Source organism: Pseudonocardia kongjuensis (assembly GCF_039526905.1).
In the GTDB taxonomy this organism is placed as follows: Bacteria; Actinomycetota; Actinomycetes; order Mycobacteriales; family Pseudonocardiaceae; genus Pseudonocardia; species Pseudonocardia kongjuensis.
The window spans coordinates 63,234-80,916 of sequence record NZ_BAAAJK010000004.1 but is presented as its reverse complement, the minus strand read 5'-3'; the positions used below and the strand labels follow the sequence as shown (position 1 = coordinate 80,916).

Here is a 17,683-nt window from a genome sequence, read left to right as displayed (position 1 = left end):
GCCGTCCCCTCCGGCCCAGCCGGTCGTTGGACCTGCTGTGCCACTTCCGTATCGTGACGTGAACGACAGATGGCGCGAACGGGTGAATCCTCGCCCGAGGTGCAGCGCCGAGGGGCTCCCCGGCGATGTTCCTGGTGAGACCGCGGCACACACGGCGGTCCGGGGCACGGTTTTCGGAGGGCGAGCAGGATGACCAGCGACTCGATCCAGCAGGACGTCTTCACCGTGCTGCACGGCCAGGCGTCCCCGATCGTGAGCCGCTGGGCGTTCCGGGCGGCCGACCCGTTCGCGATCTCCTTCTCGGTGCGCCGCTCCGCGGACCGCTGGATCGAGTGGCTGGTCGCCCGCGACCTGGTGATCGAGGGGCTGACCACGCCGACCGGGATCGGCGACATCCGGATGGCGCCGCGCCGGGTCGACGGCTACGACGTCGTCGAGATCGAGATCCGCTCGGACGGCGGGTCCGCGGTCCTCGAGGTCGACCGCGACCTGCTCGCCCAGTTCGTGGAGGCGACGCTGGAGATCGTCGACCTCGGCGAGGAGAACGACCACCTCGATCTCGACGGTGCGATCGCCCGGCTCACCGGCAGCGCGGCCTGAGCGGCGCACCCTGAGCCGCGCCGTCCGAGCAGGGCCGGCACGGCGCCGGTCAGCCGCGGTCGGCCCAGCCCGGATGGTTGTCGGCGTCCCACTCGGCGTGCGCGGCGGCCTCGTCGGCCCGGTCGGCGTCCTCCGCCAGCTGGGCGCTGACCTCCGGGTCACCGGCCGGGGACTCGTCGACCACCGGCACGATCCGGCGGTCCGCCTCGTGCACGGCGGCCTCCTCCGCACCGGCCGCCCCGCCGTCGATACCGACGTCGTGCGCCGCGCCGTCCACCGCAGGCTGCCCGGCCGGCGAGTCGGTCGCGTTCACCAGCCGCCCGGAGCGGTCGGTCCCCGCCGTGGACAGCTCGTCCGGGACCTCCTTCGCGAGCCGCTCGTCGAGCGTCTCGCCGGCCCGCTCACCGGCCGGTGTCACCGCCTTGTCCTCGACCCCGTACGGACGGTCCGGCGGCACGTAGCCGGCGTCCAGCGGGTCGCTGTCCGACGGGCCGGTCAGCGCCTCGTCGGTGTCCAGCTGCAACGCCGACGCCAGGTCCGGCGCCTCCGGCTGCAACTCGTTCTCCTCGCCTGCGGCCATGGGTCCCACGTCCTCCTCGGTTCGGGTCTCGCACTCACCGGTCGCGGTGTCGCACTGCAGGTACCCGGGCACCGGGAGTGCCATGCGCCGCCGGACGGGCGCTACCGTCCACTCACCTGATCACCGTGACCCGCAGGAGAGGAGCCCGCCCGTGAGCGCCGACTCCGGTGCCCCGCCGGTGCGTTCCGGCGACGCCACCCGGCGCGCGCTGCTCGCCGCGGCCGCGGACCTGTTCGCCGAGCACGGCTACGACCGCACCCCGGTCCGGGCGATCGCCGAACGTGCCGGGGTCAACCAGGCGCTGCTGTTCCGCTACTTCGGCAGCAAGGACGCGCTGTTCGCCCGGGTCGCCGCGGAACGCGCGCTCGCGGTGCTGCACGGCGGCCCGCCGGAGGAGCTGCTGGAGCGCACCATCCGGTCGATCTTCGACGGCGGCAACGGGCCGGAGCACGACCTGTTCGGCTCGGTGGTCCGCTCGGCGGGCACCTCGGAGGCGGCGGCGGCCGTGCGGGTGGAGCTGGCCGGTGCGTTCACCGCGGCGTTCGCGGCCCGCGCGACCGGCGCCGCCGACCACGCCGACGCCGAGCTGCGGGCCGAGCTGCTGCTGGCCTGGCTGCTCGGGCTGAGCCTGGTGCATCCGCTGCTGCCGGACGGCTCGATCGGCCGGTCCGACCCGGACGACGTGCTGGTGCACGTCCGGCGGACCGCGGCGGCGCTGCTCGACGGGCCGCTCACCCGGTGAGCCGGTCCACCTCCCGGGCGAAGCGCTCCCGGTCCGCGGCGCTCTCCCGGGTCCGCGACAGGTAGTGCTCCGGGCGCGCCGCCCGGTCGTGCCAGAACCGCCCGGTCCCGATCTCCGACGACGGCGCCGCGGCCAGCCACACCGCGGTGTCCGCGCCCTGCGCCGGGGTGCGCAGCACCGGCCCGAGCAACGTCCCGAACAGCGGCAGCGACCCGGTCACGCCGGGCGTCGCGGCCCATCCGGGGTGCAGCGCGTGCACCGTGATCCGCCGGGGCGCCAGCTCCTCGGCGAGCAGCCCGGTCATCACGACCTGCATCCGCTTGGTCCGCGCGTAGGCGGCCGTGCCGCCGTAGCTGCCCTGCTCGAACTGCAGGTCGTCGGCGCGCAGCGGCTGGGCGTACATCCCGCCGGACGACATGACGATCACCCGGGAGTCGGTGCCGGACCGCTGCGCGCCGTCGGCGAGCCGATCGGCCAGCAGCCGGGTGAGCAGTAGCGGGCCGAGGACGTGCACGGCCAGCGTGGTCTCGTTGCCCTCGGTGGTCTCGCCGCGCCGGTCGGGCAGCAGCCCGGCGTTGTGCACCAGCAGGTCGAGCGCGTCGACCTCGGTGGCGAACCGGGTCGCGAACGACCGCACCCGGGCGAGCTCGCCGATGTCGCAGATCTGCACCGGCAACCGGTCCCGGGACAGGCCGGGGACGGCGGCCAGGATCCGGTCCTGCGCGGCGCGGCCCTTGTCCGCCGAGCGCACCAGCAGGTGCACCGTCGCGCCGAGCCGGACCAGCCCGGTCGCGACGGCCTCGCCGAGCCCGCCGCCCGCACCGGTGACCAGCGCGGTCCGGCCGGTCAGCGCGCCGCGTGGCGGATCGGCCCGCGGGCCGGTCCAGCCGCGCCGGCGCAGCAGGTACCCGATCCGCGAGTAGCCGGGGACCACGGCACGGTCGAGGACGGTGTCCAGCACGCTGCGCACGGGTCCGATCCGACCACAGCCGGGCCGGTCCCGCCCGCCGACCCGCGCCCGGCTCAGCCCGCGCCTCCCCGGCGCCTGCGGTGGCGCACCGCCCCGGCCAGGCATCCCCCGGCCGCGGCGGCCACGAACAGGGCCTCCACGACGCCGCCCCAGCGGGTGGCCGGGGTGATGTCGGTGCGCAGCGGCACCTGCTCGACCAGGGTCACCGGGGTGTACATCGCGGTGGAGCGGGCGACGCTGCCGTCCGGCCGGACGACCGCGCTGACCCCGCTCAGCGCCGGGACGACGGCCGCCCGGCCGTGCTCGACGGCGCGCAGCCGGGCCATCGCGAGCTGCTGGTAGGTCATCTCGCCGGGGCCGTACCAGGCGTTGTCGGTGGGGACGACCAGCAGCTCGGCGCCCTGCGCGGCGGCCTCCCGGAGCACCCGGTCGTAGGCGACCTCGTAGCAGATCCCGACGCCCAGCCGGGTGGCCGCGAGATCGATCCGGCCCGGCCGGTCCCCGGCCACCAGGTCGGGGACGTCGACGAACGGGGTGACCAGGCTGGCGATCGGCCGCAGCGGGATCCGCTCGGCGAACGGGACGAGCTCCTGCTTGGCGTACCGCTCCCCCGGCCCGGTCCGCGGGTCCCAGGCGACGACGGCGTTCTCGGTGCCGCCCGCGTCCCGGTACATCGCGCCGATCAGGGTGGGCACCCCGAGATCGGCGACGGCGCGGTCGATCGCCGGGTCGGTGCCGTCGGTGCCGGTGGCGCCCTCCGGCCACAGCACCAGGTCCGGGCGCGGCACGGTGCCGGCCCGGATCTCGTCCGCGAGCTGTGCGGTGACGGCGAGGTGGTTGCGGCGCAGCAGGTCGCGCGCACCGAGCAGGCCCAGGCCGAGATCCGGCGCGTTGCCCTGGACGAGCGCGACGGTGCGGGTGCCGTCCTGCGCGTCGGTCGGCGGCGCGGGCACCCCGATCACGGCCAGCACCAGCACCAGCACCGGCACCGCCCGCAGCACGCTCGGCCGGGTGAGCAGCGCGGCCACCGTGAACCCGGTCGCGACCACCGCGAAGGTCACCAGCGGGGCGCCGCCGAACGCGGCCAGCGGCAGGTACGGGCCCTCGACCTGGCCGAATGCGACCCGGCCCCAGGGGAACCCGTTGAGCGGGATCCGGCCGCGCAGCGACTCCTGCAGCACGAACGCCGCGGCCGCCCACAGCGGCGCCCCGGGCAGGCGGCACAGCAGCGGGACGACCGCGCCGAACGCCGCGGTGAACACCGCCATCAGCGCGGACAGCCCGATCCACGGGGCGGGCCCGAACTCGCGGCCGAGGAAGTCCTGGATCCACACCAGGTGCGGCAGGAAGAACGCCAGCCCGAACACGAAGCCGACCAGCGCGGCGCGGCGCACGGTCGTCCGCTGCAGCGCCCACCACAGCAGGGCGAACGCGATCGGCGCCGTCCACCAGAGCAGCCGGGGCGGGAAGGACAGGTGCAGCAGCACCCCGGCCGGGAGCGCGGCGGCGTGCCGCAGCGGGACGTGCCGCAGCGCGCGCAGGCGCTCCCGCCACGGGCCGTCCGCACGCCCGGTCACGACACCGCTCATCGGCTCATCCGTTCCTCCGGGGGTCCCCCGGGATCGACGCCCCCCATGATCCGGGACGTCCGGGCCGGACGGGCGCACCGGGGTGCGCATCACACCGCCGGCCCGGCCGGCGCATCGGACCACCGCCGGCCCGGCCGGCGCATCACACCGCCGGCCCGGCCGGCGCATCACACCGCCGCCGGTCCGGCCGGCGCATCACACCGCGGCCGGCCCGGCCGGCGTCCGCTCCCGGCGCAGCAGCACGGCCAGGGCCACCCCGGTGACCAGTGCGGCCGTCGCGTAGGCCGCGACCAGCGTCCCGGGCCGGTCGCCGTGGTCCCCGGCGAGCGGCGGGAGCAGCACCGCGAACACCCCGGACAGCACGGCGACCCCGGCCCGGGCCCGGGTCGTCAGCGGGGACGCGGCCAGCGGCAGCACCGCCCACAGCAGGTACCACGGGTGCAGCACCGGCCCGAACAGCACGATCAGGCCGAACACGGCGCCGCAGGCCGGGACCGGCCCGATCCGGCCGCGCAGCTGCCGGTGCAGCACGAACGCGATCCCGGCGACGGTGAGCACCGTGCCGACCGCCCGGCCGGCGGCGATCACCGGGCCGGTGAGGTCGGCGCCGGCGAGCGCACCGATCCCGCCCGCCGCGAAGCCGGCCCAGTTGGTCGGCGCCATCCAGCTCCACAGCGTGCCGGGGGTGCCGACCGACCGGATCCAGCCGGTCCCGGCGCCGGTGAGCACCGACGTCACCGCCGCGACCACGGCGAACGCGACGGTGGCAGCGAGCCCGGCCGCCAGGAACGCCCACGGCGTCCCGCCGCGGCGGCGGGCCAGCGCCGTCCCGACCACCGCGAGCGCCGCCAGCACGGGCAGCTTCACCAGCGCGCCCAGCGACACCAGCAGCACGCCCGCACCGAGCCGGGCCAGGCCGATCCGCTCCCGGTCCGCGTCGAGTGCCTGCAGCGCGAGCGCGGTCCCGGCGAGCCCGAGACCGAGCATCAGCGCGTCGTTGTGCACCCCGCCGACCAGGTGCAGCAGCACCAGCGGGTTCCCCGGGCCGAGCCACATCGCGACCGCGGGCGGCGTACCGGACAGCGCGCACAGCCGGGGCACCGCGACGACCACCAGCACCAGGCCGGCCACCGCGGCGAGCCGGTGCAGCGCGACCCCGGCGACCGGGTCCTCCCCGGCGACCGCCGCGACCGCCCGGGCGAACGTGGTGAACAGCGGCCCGTACGGCGACGGCGTGTCCACCCAGTGCCCGTCGACCAGCGCCCCGATGCCGGAGCCGGTGCCGAGCGCCGCGCGCGGCCCGACGAGATGCGGATCGAGCCCGCGGTGCGCGATCTCGCCCTGCGCGAGGTAGCTGTAGACGTCCCGGCTGAACAGCGGCGGCGCGACGAGCAGCGGCGCCGCCCAGAGCAGCAGCGTCCGGAGCGACCAGCCGGCGGGCGGCGGGCTGCCGCGCAGCACCCGGCGGCCGAGCACCGCCCAGGCCGCCACCAGCAGGCCGGTGCCGGTGACGCCGGCGGCGAGCGCGGGGCCCGGCGGCGCGGGGCCGAGCAGCGCCCAGGCCCCGCCGGTCAGCAGCACGGCACCGGCGAACCCGGTCCACCGCAGCGGACCGGCCCCCGTCGCGTCGCCGCCCATGCCCGCCGGTCTCAGCGCTCCTCGGCGCCCCGCCGGAGCAGGTAGGTGTCCATGATCCAGCCCTTGCGCTCGCGGGCCGCGGCGCGCACCCGCAGGATCTCGTCGCAGACCTCGTCGAGCGGGCCGGCGACCAGCAGCTCGTCCGGGGTGCCCAGATAGGCGCCCCAGTAGACGTGCAGGTCGGCGCGCTGCTCCGGCGGGAGCGTCGCGAACGCGGTGCGGCCGTCGAGCATCACCACGACGTCGTCGACGTCGGCCGGCAGCCCGTCGGCGATCCGGCGGCCGGTGGTGATCAGCACCGGCCGGCCGACCCGGTTGAGGATCAGCCGGTGCGCGGCGGCCAGCGCGGCGACGCTGGAGATCCCGGGGATCGACCGGACCTGCCAGTCGCCGTCCGGCGCGTCGGCCAGCACCCGGTCCAGCAGCCGCAGCGTGCCGTCGTAGAGCGACGGATCGCCCCAGACCAGGAACGCGCCGGTCGCGCCGTCGGCGAGCTCGGTCTCCAGCATCGTGCGGTACAGCTCGGCCCGCCGGTCCTGCCAGTCGACGACGACGTCGCGGTAGCGCGCGTCGTCGTGCACCACGTCGGCGCCGCGGTTGCGGTCCACCTCGGGTGCGACGACGACCCGGTGCCCGCCGTCCGGGCGGTGCTGCTGCAGGATCCCGGTGCGCAGCGCGAGCAGGTCGTCCTTGACGTCGCCCTTGTCGATCACGAACACGACGTCGGTCCGTCGCAGGGCGTCGACCGCCTGGAGCGTCAGGTGCTCCGGGTCGCCCGCCCCGATCCCGATCACCAGCACCGTGCGCACGCTGCGACGGTAATCGACGGACCGGCCCCGCCCGGCTCCCCTCCCCCGATACGCGCAGCGTCCCGGCCGTCACGGACCGCTGTCACTCGGTAGTGTCGGTGCCCCGCCGACCGACATCCCAGATCCATCCCGGGAGGCCGAAGCACGATGAAGATCGGACACCTGGTCGAGTCGCTCGACCCGCGCGGCGTGGCGGCCGCGCTCGCCGACCTGGCGGCCGCGGGCCCCGCGGCCGGGTACGGCCTGGTCGTGGTCGCGCTGACCCCGACCGACCAGCCCGGCATCGCCGCCCGGCTCGACCGGACGGCCACCCCTGTCGTGGAGCTGAACGTCGCCCCGTGGGACCCGCGGGCGGTGCCGAAGGTGCTCCGCGCGTTCCGCGAGCACGGGGTGGACCTGGTGCACACGCACGGGCTCCGGCCGGACGTCGTCGGCTCGGCCGCCGCGGCCCGGCTGCGGGTGCCGGCGATCTCGACGCTGCACCACATCCACGCCCAGCCCGCGGACCGCGCCGACCACCTGCGGCGGACCGCGAAGACGTTCGCCCGCAAGCGGTTCATGACCCGCACCATCGCGACGTCGATGCTGCAGCGGGACTGGTACCGGGCCGCCGCCGGATCGACGGCCGGGCTGTCGGTGATCCCGGACGGTGCCGCCGATCCCGGCGTCGGGACGCCCGAGGCGGCGCTGCGGTTCCGGCGCGGGCTGGGTGTCGGCGAGAACGAGGTGGTCGCCGTCTCGGTGGCTCCGATGCGCCGCGGGCAGGGCCAGGACATGCTGCTCGACGCCGTCGCCGAGCTGCCGCCGGACGAGCCGGTCACCGTGGTGCTCGGCGGGGACGGCCCGTTGCGACCGTGGCTGGAGTCCCGGGTGGCCGGCGACGAGCTGCTGTCCGGGCGGGTCGCGTTCCGCAAGGACACCGACCCGGTGGAGCTGCTGCAGGTCGCCGACGTGCAGCTGCACACCACCCGGCACGACACGATGCCGCGCCGGCTGGTGCTCGGGCACGGCACCGGGACGCCCGCGGTGGCGACCCGGGTCGGCGGGATCCCGGAGATCGTCACCCGGGAGACCGGCGCGCTGACCCCGGTGTCGGCGTCCCGGATCGCCGAGGAGCTGGTCCGGATGGCCCGCGACCCGCAGCTGCGGGCCCGCCGCGGCGCCGCCGCCCGGGCCCGGTTCCTGGACCGGTTCGAGGCGTCGGTGTGGGCCCGCGCGCTCGGCGAGGTCTACCGCAGCGCGCTCGGGCACGCCGACGCCCCGGCGCCCGCCGAGCTGGACGCGCCGGAGCCGGTGCTGCCGCTGGGCGGCGGCTGAGCCGTCGCGGCGGGATCAGCGCCGGACGACCGGGTTGGTGAGGGCGCCGATCCCCTCGATCTCCACGGTGACCCGGTCCCCGGGCGCCATCGGCCCGACCCCGGCCGGGCTGCCGGTGAGCACGACGTCGCCGGGCGACAGCGTGATCCAGCGGGTCACCCAGGCCAGGATCCGGGGCACGTCGAAGATCATCGCGCCGGTGTCGGAGCGCTGCACGGTCCGCTCGCCGAGCCGGGTGGTCAGGGTCAGCGGCCCGGGGCCCGGGTCGGTCTCGATCCACGGCCCGAGCGGGCAGAAGGTGTCGGCGCTCTTCGCCCTGGTCCACTGCCCGTCGGCCCGCCAGTCGTCGGCGGTGACGTCGTTGGCGCAGGTCAGGCCGAGGACGTGGCGCATCGCGTCGGACTCGTGGACGTCCCGGGCGAGGGTGCCGATCACCACCGCCAGCTCGCCCTCGTACTCCAGCCGGGTCACCTCGCGCGGGTGCCGCACCGGCTCCCCCGGCCCGACGACCGCGTTCGGCGCCTTCAGGAACAGCGCCGGCCGGTCCGGCCAGGGCCGCCGCTTCTCCTCGACCTGGCACGGGTAGTTGCTGCCGACGCAGACGATGGTGCGCGGCTCGCAGGGCGCGGTCAGCCGCAGCTCGTCGAGCCGCCCGGCGACCGCTCCCGGGCCGGACCGGCCGAGCTCCCGCACGATCCCGCCCGCCGGACCAGCCGGGCCCGCCGGACCGGGTTCGACGCAGCCGGTGCGCACCGGCCCGCCGTCGCCGTCGAACCGGACGATCCGCACCCCGTCAGCCCTGCCCGCGCAGCGCGTCGCGCACCAGCTCCAGCGGATGCCACGCGGTCCGCCCGACGCCGTGGAAGATCTGCTGCCGGCAGGACACCCCGGTGGCGGCGACCAGGGTGTCGGCGGACTCGGCCTCGATCGCCGGGAACAGCCGGTCCCGGCCGACCTCCATCGACGTCGCGTAGTGCTCGGCCTCGAAGCCGAACGAGCCGGCCATCCCGCAGCAGCCCGAGTCGATCTCGGCGACGTCCAGCCCGGGGATCCGGCGCAGCAGCGCCAGCGTCGCGGCGGTGCCGACCTCGGCCTTCTGGTGGCAGTGGCCGTGGTAGACGACCCGCCGCCCGCTCAGCCCGGACCGTTCCGGCAGCACCAGCCGGCCGTCGTCGATCGCCTCGACCAGCAGCTCCTCGACCTGCCGGACCCGCTTCCCGACCTGCGCGGCCTCGGCCGAGTCGCCGAGCAGCGCGATCGTCTCGTCCCGCAGGGTGAACACGCAGGACGGCTCGCAGCCGACGATCGGCGAGCCCGGCGGGGTGTCCCGGGCGAGCGCGGTGACCAGCCCGGACGCCTTGCGGCGGGCGTCGTCGAGCAGGCCCTTGGACAGGCTGGACCGGCCGCAGCAGCCACCGGAGGCGAGCTGCACGGCCCAGCCCGCCGCCTCCAGGAGCTCGATCGCGGCCTTGCCGATGTGCGGTTCGGTGTAGGTGGTGAAGGAGTCGGCGAGCCAGGTGACGGTGCCGGCGCTGCCCGGCGCCGGGCGCCGCCCGCGCTGCCAGCGGACCAGGTCGTCGCGGACGAACCGGGGCAGCGGCCGGGCCGCGGCGATCCCGACGGTGCGCTCCATGATCCGGCGCAGGAACCCGATCCGGCCGGGCAGGTTGGACAGCGGGGCGGTCGCCGCGCCCAGCCGGTTCAGCGTCCGGATCGCCCCGAACAACCGCGACCGCAGCGGGGTGCCGTGCCGGGCGTGCTGCTGGTGCAGCGCCTCGGACTTCAGCGACGCCATGTCGACGCCCATCGGGCACTCGCTCTTGCACGCCTTGCACATCAGGCAGAGATCGAGGATCTCGTGCAGCCGCTCATCGCCCAGCGCGGCCGCCGGGTCCGGCTCGGACAGCGCCTTGACCAGCGCGTTCGCCCGGCCCCGGGTGGAGTGCTCCTCCTGCAGCGTGACCTGGTACGACGGGCACATCACCCCGGCCGCGGTCTTGCGGCAGAGCCCGATGTTCATGCAGCGGTCGGCGGCGTCGCGCATCCCCGACGCGGAGCCGGAGCCGATCACCTCGAACGACAGCGCCGTGGTCAGCGGCGGGGCGGGCGGCAGCGCGTCCCGGTCGCGCAGGTTGTCGGTCATCGGCGGGGCGTCCACGATCTTGCCGGGGTTCAGCACGCCCGCCGGGTCGAACAGCGCCTTGACCTGCCGCATCGCCTCGTAGAGCCGGTCGCCGAAGATCTCCCGGTTGAACTCGGAGCGGGCCAGGCCGTCGCCGTGCTCGGAGGAGTTCACGCCGCCGTACTCGGCGACCAGGTCCTTGATCTTCTCGGCGACCACCCGCATCGTCGCGACCTGCTCGGGATCGGTGAGATCGACGAACGGGCGGATGTGCAGGCAGCCGACCGAGCAGTGGCCGTAGAACCCGGCCTCCAGGCCGTGCTCGTCCAGGATCGCGGCGAACCGCTCCGTGTACCCGGCCAGGTGCTCGGGCGCGACGGCGGTGTCCTCGACGAACGCCAGCGGGCGCCGGGTGCCCTCGCCGGCCGCCATCAGCAGGCCGAGCGAGGACTTGCGGACCTTCAGCAGCGCGGCCTGCTCGGCCGGGGTGACCAGCCGCAGCGTGTGGTAGCCGTGCCCGTGCCGTTCCCACAGCGCGGTCAGCGCGTCCAGCTTCGCGACCAGCTCCGGCTCGTCGTCGCCGGAGAACGACACGAACAGCAGCGCCGCCGGGTCCCCGACCAGGTGGTTGCCCAGGTCGGCGTACTCGATCTTCTGCCGGGACAGGTCGAGGATCGTCCTGTCCATCATCTCGACCTGGTGCGGCGCGCAGCTCAGCGCGTCCAGGGTCGCCGAGATCGCGCCGTGCACGGTCGCGAAGTGCCCGACCGCGTACACCGTCCGCCTCGGCTTCGGCACCAGATCGACCACGGCGCGGGTGGCCACCACCAGCGTCCCCTCCGCGCCCACGACGAACTTCGCCAGGTCGAACGGGTTCGCCCCGCCGTGGCCGGCCAGCCGGTCCAGCCGGTAGCCGCAGGCCCGCCGCCAGAACAGCGGCATGCCGTCGGCGATCGCCTGCTCGTTCGCCGCGACCAGGGCGGGCAGCTCGCGGTGGATCCGGCCCTCCAGGGTGTCGGCCGCGGCCCGGCGCAGCCGCTCGGCCTCGTCGACCGGTTCGAGGCGGGCGGTGGACCCGTCGGCGAGCACCACGTCGAGCGCCCGGACGTGGTCGATCGTCATCCCGAAGGTCAGCGAGCCGCTGCCGGCGGAGTTGTTGCCGACCATCCCGCCGATGGTGGCCCGGTTGCTGGTGGAGGTGTCCGGCCCGAACATCAGCCCGTGCTCGGCGGCGGCCCGGTTGAGCTGGTCCTGCACCACCCCGACCTCGACGACGGCGGTGCGGGCCGCCGGGTCGATCTCGACGATCCGGTTCAGGTGCCGGGAGGTGTCCAGCACGATGCCGGGGCCGACGGTCTGCCCGGCCAGGCTGGTCCCGGCGCCGCGCGGGACGACCGGCACGCCGAACTCGCCGGCGATCCGGACGGCCTCGGCGACATCGTCGTGGGTGCGCGGGAAGACCACGCCGAGCGGCGTGATCGCGTACATGCTGGCGTCCCGGGAGAACAGGTGGCGGCTGTAGTCGTCGAACGCGACCTCCCCGGCGAGCCGGGAGCGCAGCGTCTGTTCCAGGCCGGGGACGGCGGTGGCGGGCCGGGTGGTGGTGCCGGTCAGCTCGGCGGTCATGCGGGGCGTTCCTCTCGCGACGGTGCGTGTGCGGGCGGGCCGGCCCGGGTTCAGGACTGCTGCAGGACCTCCAGCGCGGCGTCCAGCCCGCGCCCGTCCACCTCGACGCCGGCCAGGCCGAGCCCCATCTGGACGCCGGCGAGGGTCCCGGCGAGCGTCAGGTCGTTGAACGCGCCGAGATGCCCGATCCGGAAGACCCGCCCGGCGAGCCGGCCCAGCCCGGCGCCCAGCGACATGTCGAACCGGTCCAGGATCACCGCGCGCACCTTGTCGGCGTCGACGCCGTCCGGGACCAGCACCGCGGTGAGCGCGGCGGAGTACTCGCGCTCGTCGAGGGCGAGCACCTCCAGTCCCCAGCCGCGCACGGCGGCGCGGGTGGCCTCGGCGTGCCGCAGGTGCCGGGCGAAGACGTTCTCCAGGCCCTCGTCGTCGAGCAGCCGCAGCGCCTCGCGCAGGCCGTAGAGCAGGTTGGTGTTCGGCGTGTAGGGGAAGTAGCCGCGCTCGTTCGCGGCGAGCATCGGGCCCCAGTCCCAGAACGTCCGGGGCAGCCGGGCGGTGCGCGAGGCGTCGAGCGCCTTGGCGCTGATCGCGTTGAAGCTCATCCCGGGCGGCAGCATCAGGCCCTTCTGCGAGCCCGCGACGGTGACGTCGACGCCCCACTCGTCGTGCCGGTAGTCGATCGAGCCGAGCGAGGAGATGGTGTCGACGAGCAGCAGCGCCGGATGGCCGGCGGCGTCGATGGCGGCCCGGATCTCCGGGATCCGGCTGGTCACGCCGGTGGAGGTCTCGTTGTGCACCACGCAGACCGCCCGGATCCGGTGCGCGGTGTCGGCGGCGAGCCGCTCGGCGACGACCGCCGGATCGGCGCCGTGCCGCCAGTCGCCGGGGACGAAGTCGACCTCCAGCCCGAGGCCGCGGGCCATGTCCTGCCAGAGCGTGGCGAAGTGCCCGGTCTCGAAGGTGAGCACGGCGTCGCCGGGGCTGAGCGTGTTGACCAGCGCGGCCTCCCAGGCGCCGGTGCCGGTGGCCGGGTAGATCACGACCGGGCCGGTGGTGCCGAAGACCGGCCGGACGTCGCGCAGCAGCTGGGCCCCGAGCTCGCCGAACTCCGGGCCGCGGTGGTCGATCGTGGCCGCCGACATCGCGCGGAGCACCGAGTCCGGCACGTTCGTCGGCCCCGGGATCTGCAGGAAGTGCCTGCCGGCTGCGTACGTCATGGTTCCCCTCCACGCTCGGTGCCCGCGGTTCCGCATCACGGAAACCGGGTCTCGCGCAATCGACGGTATACCGTCTACAGTCTGCCGTCGATACGGATCGTCCCGAACATCCCTGAACCCTGACTGCGTCAACGCCGACCACAGAGGATCAAGATGTCCATCGAACTCATCACCGTCGTGGCCCTCGGCCTGGTGTTCCTGATAGCGACGGTCCTGCCGGTGCACATGGGGGCGCTGGCCTTCGTCGCGGCCTTCGTGGTCGGCACGGCGTTCGTCGGCGAGGACACCGACGACATCGTCGGCGGCTTCCCCGGGGACCTGTTCGTCATCCTGGTCGGGGTGACGTTCCTGTTCGCGATCGCGAAGGGGAACGGCACCGTCGACCGGCTCGTCCAGCTCGCGGTGCGCGCCGTCGGCGGCCGGATCGCGCTGATCCCGTGGGTGATGTTCGGCGTCACCGCGGTGCTGACGGCGGCGGGTGCGGTGGTCCCGGCGGCCGTCGCGATCATCGCGCCGATCGGGATGGGCTTCGCCCTGCGCTACCGGATCAACCCGATGCTGATGGGCCTGCTGATCATCAACGGGGCGAGCGCGGGCGGGTTCTCGCCGATCAGCATCTTCGGCAGCATCGTCAACGGGGTGGTCAGCCGGAACGGGCTGCCGAGCAACCCGGGCCTGCTGTTCGTGTCGTCGTTCGTGTTCAACCTGGCGCTGAGCATCGTGGTGTTCTTCCTGTTCGGCGGGCGCGAACTGCTGCGCCGCTCGGCGGAGAACGCCGCGCTCGGCGGCTCCGGCCGGATCGCGGTCGCGGCGGAGCCCGGGACCTCGGTGGCGCTCGGCGGCGGGGCCGTCGGGCACCCGCGGACGTCCACCACCGCCACCGGCGGCAGCAGCCGCACGAGCGGCAGCAGCGGCACCGGCGGGACGGCGGGCAGCGGCGGCACCGCGGGCTCCGGCGGCACTGCCGGCTCGGTCGGCTCGGTCGGCTCTGGGGGCACTGCCGGCTCTGGGGGCACTGCCGGCTCGGTCGACACTGCCGGCTCCGTCGGCTCCGTCGGCACTGTCGGCACTGCCGGCACTGTCGGCACTGCCGAGCCGGAGCACCTCCCGCTGGAGCGCGACCACGTGCTGACCGTGCTCGGCCTGGTGTTCCTGGCCGTCGGCGCGCTGGCCTTCGGCCTGGACGTCGGGTTCACCGCGCTGACCGTCGCGGTGGTGCTGTCCCTGATCTCGCCGGCCTCGGCGAAGGCGGCGGTCGGCCAGGTCGCGTGGCCGACGGTGCTGCTGATCTGCGGGATCGTCACGTTCGTGGCCCTGATGGAACGGGTCGGCACGATCGACTGGCTCGGCAACCTGGTGACCCAGATCGGGGCGCCGCTGTTCGCGGCGATCCTGATCTGCCTGATCGGCGCGGTGGTCTCCGCGTTCGCCTCGACCACCGGCATCCTGGGTGCGCTCATCCCGCTGGCCGTGCCGTTCCTGCTGGCCGGCGAGATCGGCCCGATCGGGCTGATCATCGCGCTGTCGATCTCGTCCTCGGTGGTGGACTCGTCGCCGTTCTCCACCAGCGGCGCGCTGGTCGTCGCGAACGCGCCGGCCGAGCAGACCGACCGGGTGTTCCGCGGCCTGATGATCTGGGGCTTCAGCATGTGCGCCGTCGCGCCGCTGCTCAGCTGGCTGATCTTCGTCGTGCCCGGCTGGGGCTGATGGCGGGCGGGGTCCAGTCCGTCGCCCGCGCGTTCGGCATCCTGGAGCTGCTGGCCGGGGCGGGCGGCGGGCTCTCGGTCAGCGAGCTGGCCCAGACGTCCGGGCTGCCGCTGCCGACCATCCACCGGCTCGTCCGGACGCTGGTCGATCTCGGCCACGTCCATCAGCTGTCCGACCGCCGCTACACCCTCGGCCCGCGGCTGATCGGGCTCGGCGACCGGGCGTCGGAGGTGCTGGGCGCGCGGGTGGGGACCGATCTGCGGTCGCTCGCCGAGCGGATCGGCGAGACGGCGAACATGGCGGTGCTCGACGGCGAGCGGGCCGTCTACACCGCGCAGGTGCCGTCCCCGCACTCGATGCGGACGTTCACCGAGGTGGGGCGGCGGGTGTTCCTGCACAGCACCGGGGTGGGCAAGGCGCTGCTCGCGCAGCTGCCCGTCGTGCAGGCCCGGCGGCTGCTGGAGACGGCCGGGATGCCGGGGCAGACCGGGCACACCGTGGTCGACGTCGGGACGCTGCTCGACGAACTGGACGTGGTCCGGCTGATCGGGCACGCGGTGGACGCCGAGGAGCAGGAGGACGGTGTGTTCTGCGTCGCGGTGCCGGTGCCGGGCGCGCCGAGCCCGTCCGCGCTCTCGGTGTCCGGGCCGACCAGCCGGTTCTCCGCCGACCGCACCGACGAGGCCGCCGTGCTGCTGCGCGCGGCGGCGGCCCGGCTGGCCGGGCGGTTCCGGTGAGCCCGGCCGGGTCAGCCGGTGCCGCGGCGCCGGGCGAGCCACTCCTCGGACTCCGGGCTGCCGCCGTCGAGCTGGTCGACGACGTCGAGCAGGAACGACCCGTGACCGTGCTCGGTGAGCGCCCGCTGCACGGCCTGCGGGTCGCCGTCCTCGATCACGGCCAGCAGCTCGCGGTGCCGCTCGACGTTCTCCAGCAGGCTCTCCCGGTCCCGGCGGGCGGTCCGGTTCAGTGCCATGCAGAGCTGCAGCTGCGAGGACAGCGCGCGGTAGGCGTCGGTCAGCCGGGAGTGCCCGGCGAGATCGACGACGGCGAGATGGAAGTCGAACTTGCGCTGCAGGAACCGGCTCTCGTCGGCCTCGCGGGCGGTCCCGTCGAAGGCGCGCAGCGCGTCGTGGCAGCGGGCCAGCCGGGCCGGCGAGCGCACCGGGATCCCGAGCCGGACGGCGATCGACTCCAGCTCCTCGCGCAGCGTCACGATCTCGTAGACGTCGTGCCTGCTCAGCGTGCGGACGGAGGCGCCGCGCCGCGGGTGCGACACGACGAGCCCCTCGTGGCCGAGCCGCTGCAGTGCCTCGCGCAGCGGCGGCCGGGAGACGCCGAGCCGCTCGGTGAGCCGGGCCTCGACCAGCCGCTCACCGAGGGCGAGCTCGCCGGAGAAGATCATCGCCCGGATCGCGTCGGTCGCCAGGTCGGCCATGCTCGGCGGCGCGACGATCCGCCCCGACAGCCCGGACTGCACCGCGGTCATGGTCACCACCTCGAATCGGACAGTTATCCGTATACCGTATAGCAGGTCGTCGCGGCGGCCCGCAGGATCCAGGAGTACCCAGCATGACGACGGACCCTCCCCTGACCGGGGTACTCGTGCTCGAGGTCGGCGCCTTCATGGCGGCGCCGTTCGCCACCATGCAGCTGGCGGATCTCGGTGCCCGGGTGGTCAAGATCGAGCCGCCCGGCACCGGCGACCCGACCCGGTCCGCCGGGCCGTTCCTGGACGGCGAGAGCTCGCCGTTCCTGCGGCTGAACCGGAACAAGGAGTCGGTCGTCCTGGACCTGAAGGACGAGCGCGGCCGGGACGCGTTCCTCGACCTCGCCGACCGGGCCGACGTCGTCGTGGAGAACCTGCGGCCGGGCGCGATGGACCGGCTCGGGCTGGGCGCCGGGACGCTGCGCGGGCGACGGCCGGAGCTGGTCTACGCCTCGGCGTCGGGCTGGGGGCAGGACGGTCCGGCCGCCGGGCGCGCCGGGCTGGACATCATGGCGCAGGCGGCGAGCGGGCTGATGAGCGTCACCGGGGAGCCCGGCGGCGATCCGGTCAAGGTCGGCGTCCCGGTGTGCGACCTGGTCACCGGGCTGTACCTGGCGCTCGCGGTGACCGCGGCGCTGCGCGAGCGGGACCGGTCCGGGACCGGCCAGCAGATCGACGTGTCGCTGCTGGAGTCCGGGGTGTCACTGGCCGTGTGGGAGGCCGGGATGTACCTCGGCGACGGCGAGGTGCCCGTCCGGCACGGGTCGGCGCACCAGCGCTACGCGCCCTACCAGGCCGTCCGCACCGCCGACGGGTACGTGACGGTCGGCGCGAACACCGAGCGGTTGTGGGTGTCGCTGTGCGGGGCGCTCGCGCCGGCGCTGCGCGACGACCCGCGGTTCGCCGGCAACACCGCCCGGATGGCCGCCCGCGCGGAGCTGGTCGGGCTGATCGAGGAGACCACCACGACGATGACGACGGCCGACGTGGCGGCCCGGCTGGACGCCGCCGGTGTCCCGTGCGCGCCGATCGCCGGCTACGACGAGGTGTTCGACGATCCGGTGCTGCGCGAGCGCGGGTTCTTCTGGGAGGCGCCGCACCCCCGCCTCGGGCCGGTGCGCCAGCTCGGCTCGCCGATGCGCTTCTCCCGGACCCCGGCCCGGCGCGGCGACGCCGGTCCGCCGCTCGGCTCGGACACCGCGGCCGTGCTCGGCGAGCCGGCCGGCCCGTCGCAGCGGCCGGGGGACTGAGCCGACCCGGCGGCCGGGTGCGGCCGCCGG

The 17,683-nt window shown here is 75.4% G+C and carries 15 protein-coding genes; 6 read left to right on the top strand and 9 right to left on the bottom strand.

Annotation, left to right across the window (positions count from 1 at the left end):
- The first annotated feature begins 189 nt into the window (after window positions 1–189).
- Window positions 190–600, top strand: coding sequence for an SsgA family sporulation/cell division regulator (locus tag ABD160_RS04530; protein ID WP_344018549.1), 411 nt, complete (start codon window positions 190–192; stop codon window positions 598–600).
- Between the two features lie 49 nt (window positions 601–649).
- Here ABD160_RS04530 and ABD160_RS04525 read toward each other — a convergent pair whose 3' ends face one another.
- Window positions 650–1,180, bottom strand: a complete 531-nt coding sequence (locus tag ABD160_RS04525) for a DUF5709 domain-containing protein (protein ID WP_344018547.1) — start codon at window positions 1,178–1,180, stop codon at window positions 650–652.
- Between the two features lie 151 nt (window positions 1,181–1,331).
- Between ABD160_RS04525 and ABD160_RS04520 the strand changes: the two genes are divergently transcribed.
- Window positions 1,332–1,922: a TetR/AcrR family transcriptional regulator gene (locus ABD160_RS04520; RefSeq protein WP_344018545.1), complete on the top strand. Its 591-nt coding sequence runs from the start codon at window positions 1,332–1,334 to the stop codon at window positions 1,920–1,922.
- On the opposite strand, the gene ABD160_RS04515 is transcribed toward ABD160_RS04520, so the two are convergent.
- The 4 genes from ABD160_RS04515 to cobF all read right to left on the bottom strand — a co-directional run bounded on the left by ABD160_RS04515 (window position 1,912) and on the right by cobF (window position 6,928).
- Window positions 1,912–2,892 carry an SDR family NAD(P)-dependent oxidoreductase gene (locus tag ABD160_RS04515; protein ID WP_344018543.1) on the bottom strand — a complete coding sequence of 327 codons (981 nt, stop codon included), beginning with the start codon at window positions 2,890–2,892 and terminating at the stop codon, window positions 1,912–1,914. The two genes, ABD160_RS04520 and ABD160_RS04515, sit on opposite strands and share 11 nt — an antisense overlap.
- A gap of 53 nt (window positions 2,893–2,945) precedes the next feature.
- The gene (gene lnt, locus ABD160_RS04510; protein ID WP_344018541.1) at window positions 2,946–4,481 is read right to left on the bottom strand and encodes an apolipoprotein N-acyltransferase; all 1,536 of its coding nucleotides are present in this window, start codon (window positions 4,479–4,481) and stop codon (window positions 2,946–2,948) included.
- Between the two features lie 195 nt (window positions 4,482–4,676).
- The gene (mptB, locus tag ABD160_RS04505; RefSeq protein ID WP_344018539.1) at window positions 4,677–6,119 is read right to left on the bottom strand and encodes a polyprenol phosphomannose-dependent alpha 1,6 mannosyltransferase MptB; all 1,443 of its coding nucleotides are present in this window, start codon (window positions 6,117–6,119) and stop codon (window positions 4,677–4,679) included.
- A gap of 11 nt (window positions 6,120–6,130) precedes the next feature.
- Window positions 6,131–6,928 (bottom strand): precorrin-6A synthase (deacetylating), encoded by a 798-nt coding sequence (gene cobF / locus ABD160_RS04500; RefSeq protein WP_344018536.1) that lies wholly within the window; start codon window positions 6,926–6,928, stop codon window positions 6,131–6,133.
- 147 nt (window positions 6,929–7,075) lie between these two features.
- Here cobF and ABD160_RS04495 point away from each other — a divergent pair, with 147 nt between their 5' ends.
- On the top strand, window positions 7,076–8,245 hold the full coding sequence (locus ABD160_RS04495) for a glycosyltransferase family 4 protein (RefSeq protein ID WP_344018533.1): 1,170 nt from the start codon (window positions 7,076–7,078) through the stop codon (window positions 8,243–8,245).
- Window positions 8,246–8,260: 15 nt separating this feature from the next.
- On the opposite strand, the gene ABD160_RS04490 is transcribed toward ABD160_RS04495, so the two are convergent.
- The 3 genes from ABD160_RS04490 to ABD160_RS04480 are packed head-to-tail and all read right to left on the bottom strand — an operon-like array spanning window position 8,261 to window position 13,210.
- Window positions 8,261–9,034, bottom strand: coding sequence for a fumarylacetoacetate hydrolase family protein (locus tag ABD160_RS04490; protein ID WP_344018531.1), 774 nt, complete (start codon window positions 9,032–9,034; stop codon window positions 8,261–8,263).
- A gap of 4 nt (window positions 9,035–9,038) precedes the next feature.
- Complete coding sequence (locus ABD160_RS04485; protein ID WP_344018528.1) at window positions 9,039–11,993, bottom strand: FAD-binding and (Fe-S)-binding domain-containing protein; 2,955 nt, start codon at window positions 11,991–11,993, stop codon at window positions 9,039–9,041.
- A 50-nt stretch (window positions 11,994–12,043) separates the two neighbouring features.
- Complete coding sequence (locus ABD160_RS04480; RefSeq protein ID WP_344018525.1) at window positions 12,044–13,210, bottom strand: pyridoxal-phosphate-dependent aminotransferase family protein; 1,167 nt, start codon at window positions 13,208–13,210, stop codon at window positions 12,044–12,046.
- Window positions 13,211–13,363: 153 nt separating this feature from the next.
- Here ABD160_RS04480 and ABD160_RS04475 point away from each other — a divergent pair, with 153 nt between their 5' ends.
- Complete coding sequence (locus ABD160_RS04475) at window positions 13,364–14,917, top strand: SLC13 family permease (RefSeq protein WP_344018523.1); 1,554 nt, start codon at window positions 13,364–13,366, stop codon at window positions 14,915–14,917.
- Window positions 14,917–15,654: an IclR family transcriptional regulator gene (locus tag ABD160_RS04470; protein ID WP_344018520.1), complete on the top strand. Its 738-nt coding sequence runs from the start codon at window positions 14,917–14,919 to the stop codon at window positions 15,652–15,654. Before ABD160_RS04475 ends, ABD160_RS04470 begins: the two co-directional genes overlap by 1 nt.
- Window positions 15,655–15,665: 11 nt before the next feature.
- Here ABD160_RS04470 and ABD160_RS04465 read toward each other — a convergent pair whose 3' ends face one another.
- On the bottom strand, window positions 15,666–16,403 hold the full coding sequence (locus tag ABD160_RS04465) for a GntR family transcriptional regulator (RefSeq protein WP_344018518.1): 738 nt from the start codon (window positions 16,401–16,403) through the stop codon (window positions 15,666–15,668).
- 83 nt (window positions 16,404–16,486) lie between these two features.
- On the opposite strand from ABD160_RS04465, the gene ABD160_RS04460 reads away from it, so the two are divergent.
- Window positions 16,487–17,653: a CaiB/BaiF CoA transferase family protein gene (locus ABD160_RS04460; RefSeq protein WP_344018516.1), complete on the top strand. Its 1,167-nt coding sequence runs from the start codon at window positions 16,487–16,489 to the stop codon at window positions 17,651–17,653.
- Window positions 17,654–17,683: the final 30 nt, after the last annotated feature.

What these genes read in the sequence shown, in the direction of transcription:
- ABD160_RS04530 (WP_344018549.1), top strand. Translation starts at nt 190, where the DNA reads ATGACCAGCGACTCGATCCAGCAGGACGTCTTCACCGTGCTGCACGGC.
- ABD160_RS04525 (WP_344018547.1), bottom strand. Translation starts at nt 1,180, where the DNA reads ATGGCCGCAGGCGAGGAGAACGAGTTGCAGCCGGAGGCGCCGGACCTG.
- lnt (WP_344018541.1), bottom strand. Translation starts at nt 4,481, where the DNA reads ATGAGCGGTGTCGTGACCGGGCGTGCGGACGGCCCGTGGCGGGAGCGC.
- mptB (WP_344018539.1), bottom strand. Translation starts at nt 6,119, where the DNA reads ATGGGCGGCGACGCGACGGGGGCCGGTCCGCTGCGGTGGACCGGGTTC.
- ABD160_RS04495 (WP_344018533.1), top strand. Translation starts at nt 7,076, where the DNA reads ATGAAGATCGGACACCTGGTCGAGTCGCTCGACCCGCGCGGCGTGGCG.
- ABD160_RS04485 (WP_344018528.1), bottom strand. Translation starts at nt 11,993, where the DNA reads ATGACCGCCGAGCTGACCGGCACCACCACCCGGCCCGCCACCGCCGTC.
- ABD160_RS04480 (WP_344018525.1), bottom strand. Translation starts at nt 13,210, where the DNA reads ATGACGTACGCAGCCGGCAGGCACTTCCTGCAGATCCCGGGGCCGACG.
- ABD160_RS04475 (WP_344018523.1), top strand. Translation starts at nt 13,364, where the DNA reads ATGTCCATCGAACTCATCACCGTCGTGGCCCTCGGCCTGGTGTTCCTG.
- ABD160_RS04470 (WP_344018520.1), top strand. Translation starts at nt 14,917, where the DNA reads ATGGCGGGCGGGGTCCAGTCCGTCGCCCGCGCGTTCGGCATCCTGGAG.
- ABD160_RS04465 (WP_344018518.1), bottom strand. Translation starts at nt 16,403, where the DNA reads ATGACCGCGGTGCAGTCCGGGCTGTCGGGGCGGATCGTCGCGCCGCCG.
- ABD160_RS04460 (WP_344018516.1), top strand. Translation starts at nt 16,487, where the DNA reads ATGACGACGGACCCTCCCCTGACCGGGGTACTCGTGCTCGAGGTCGGC.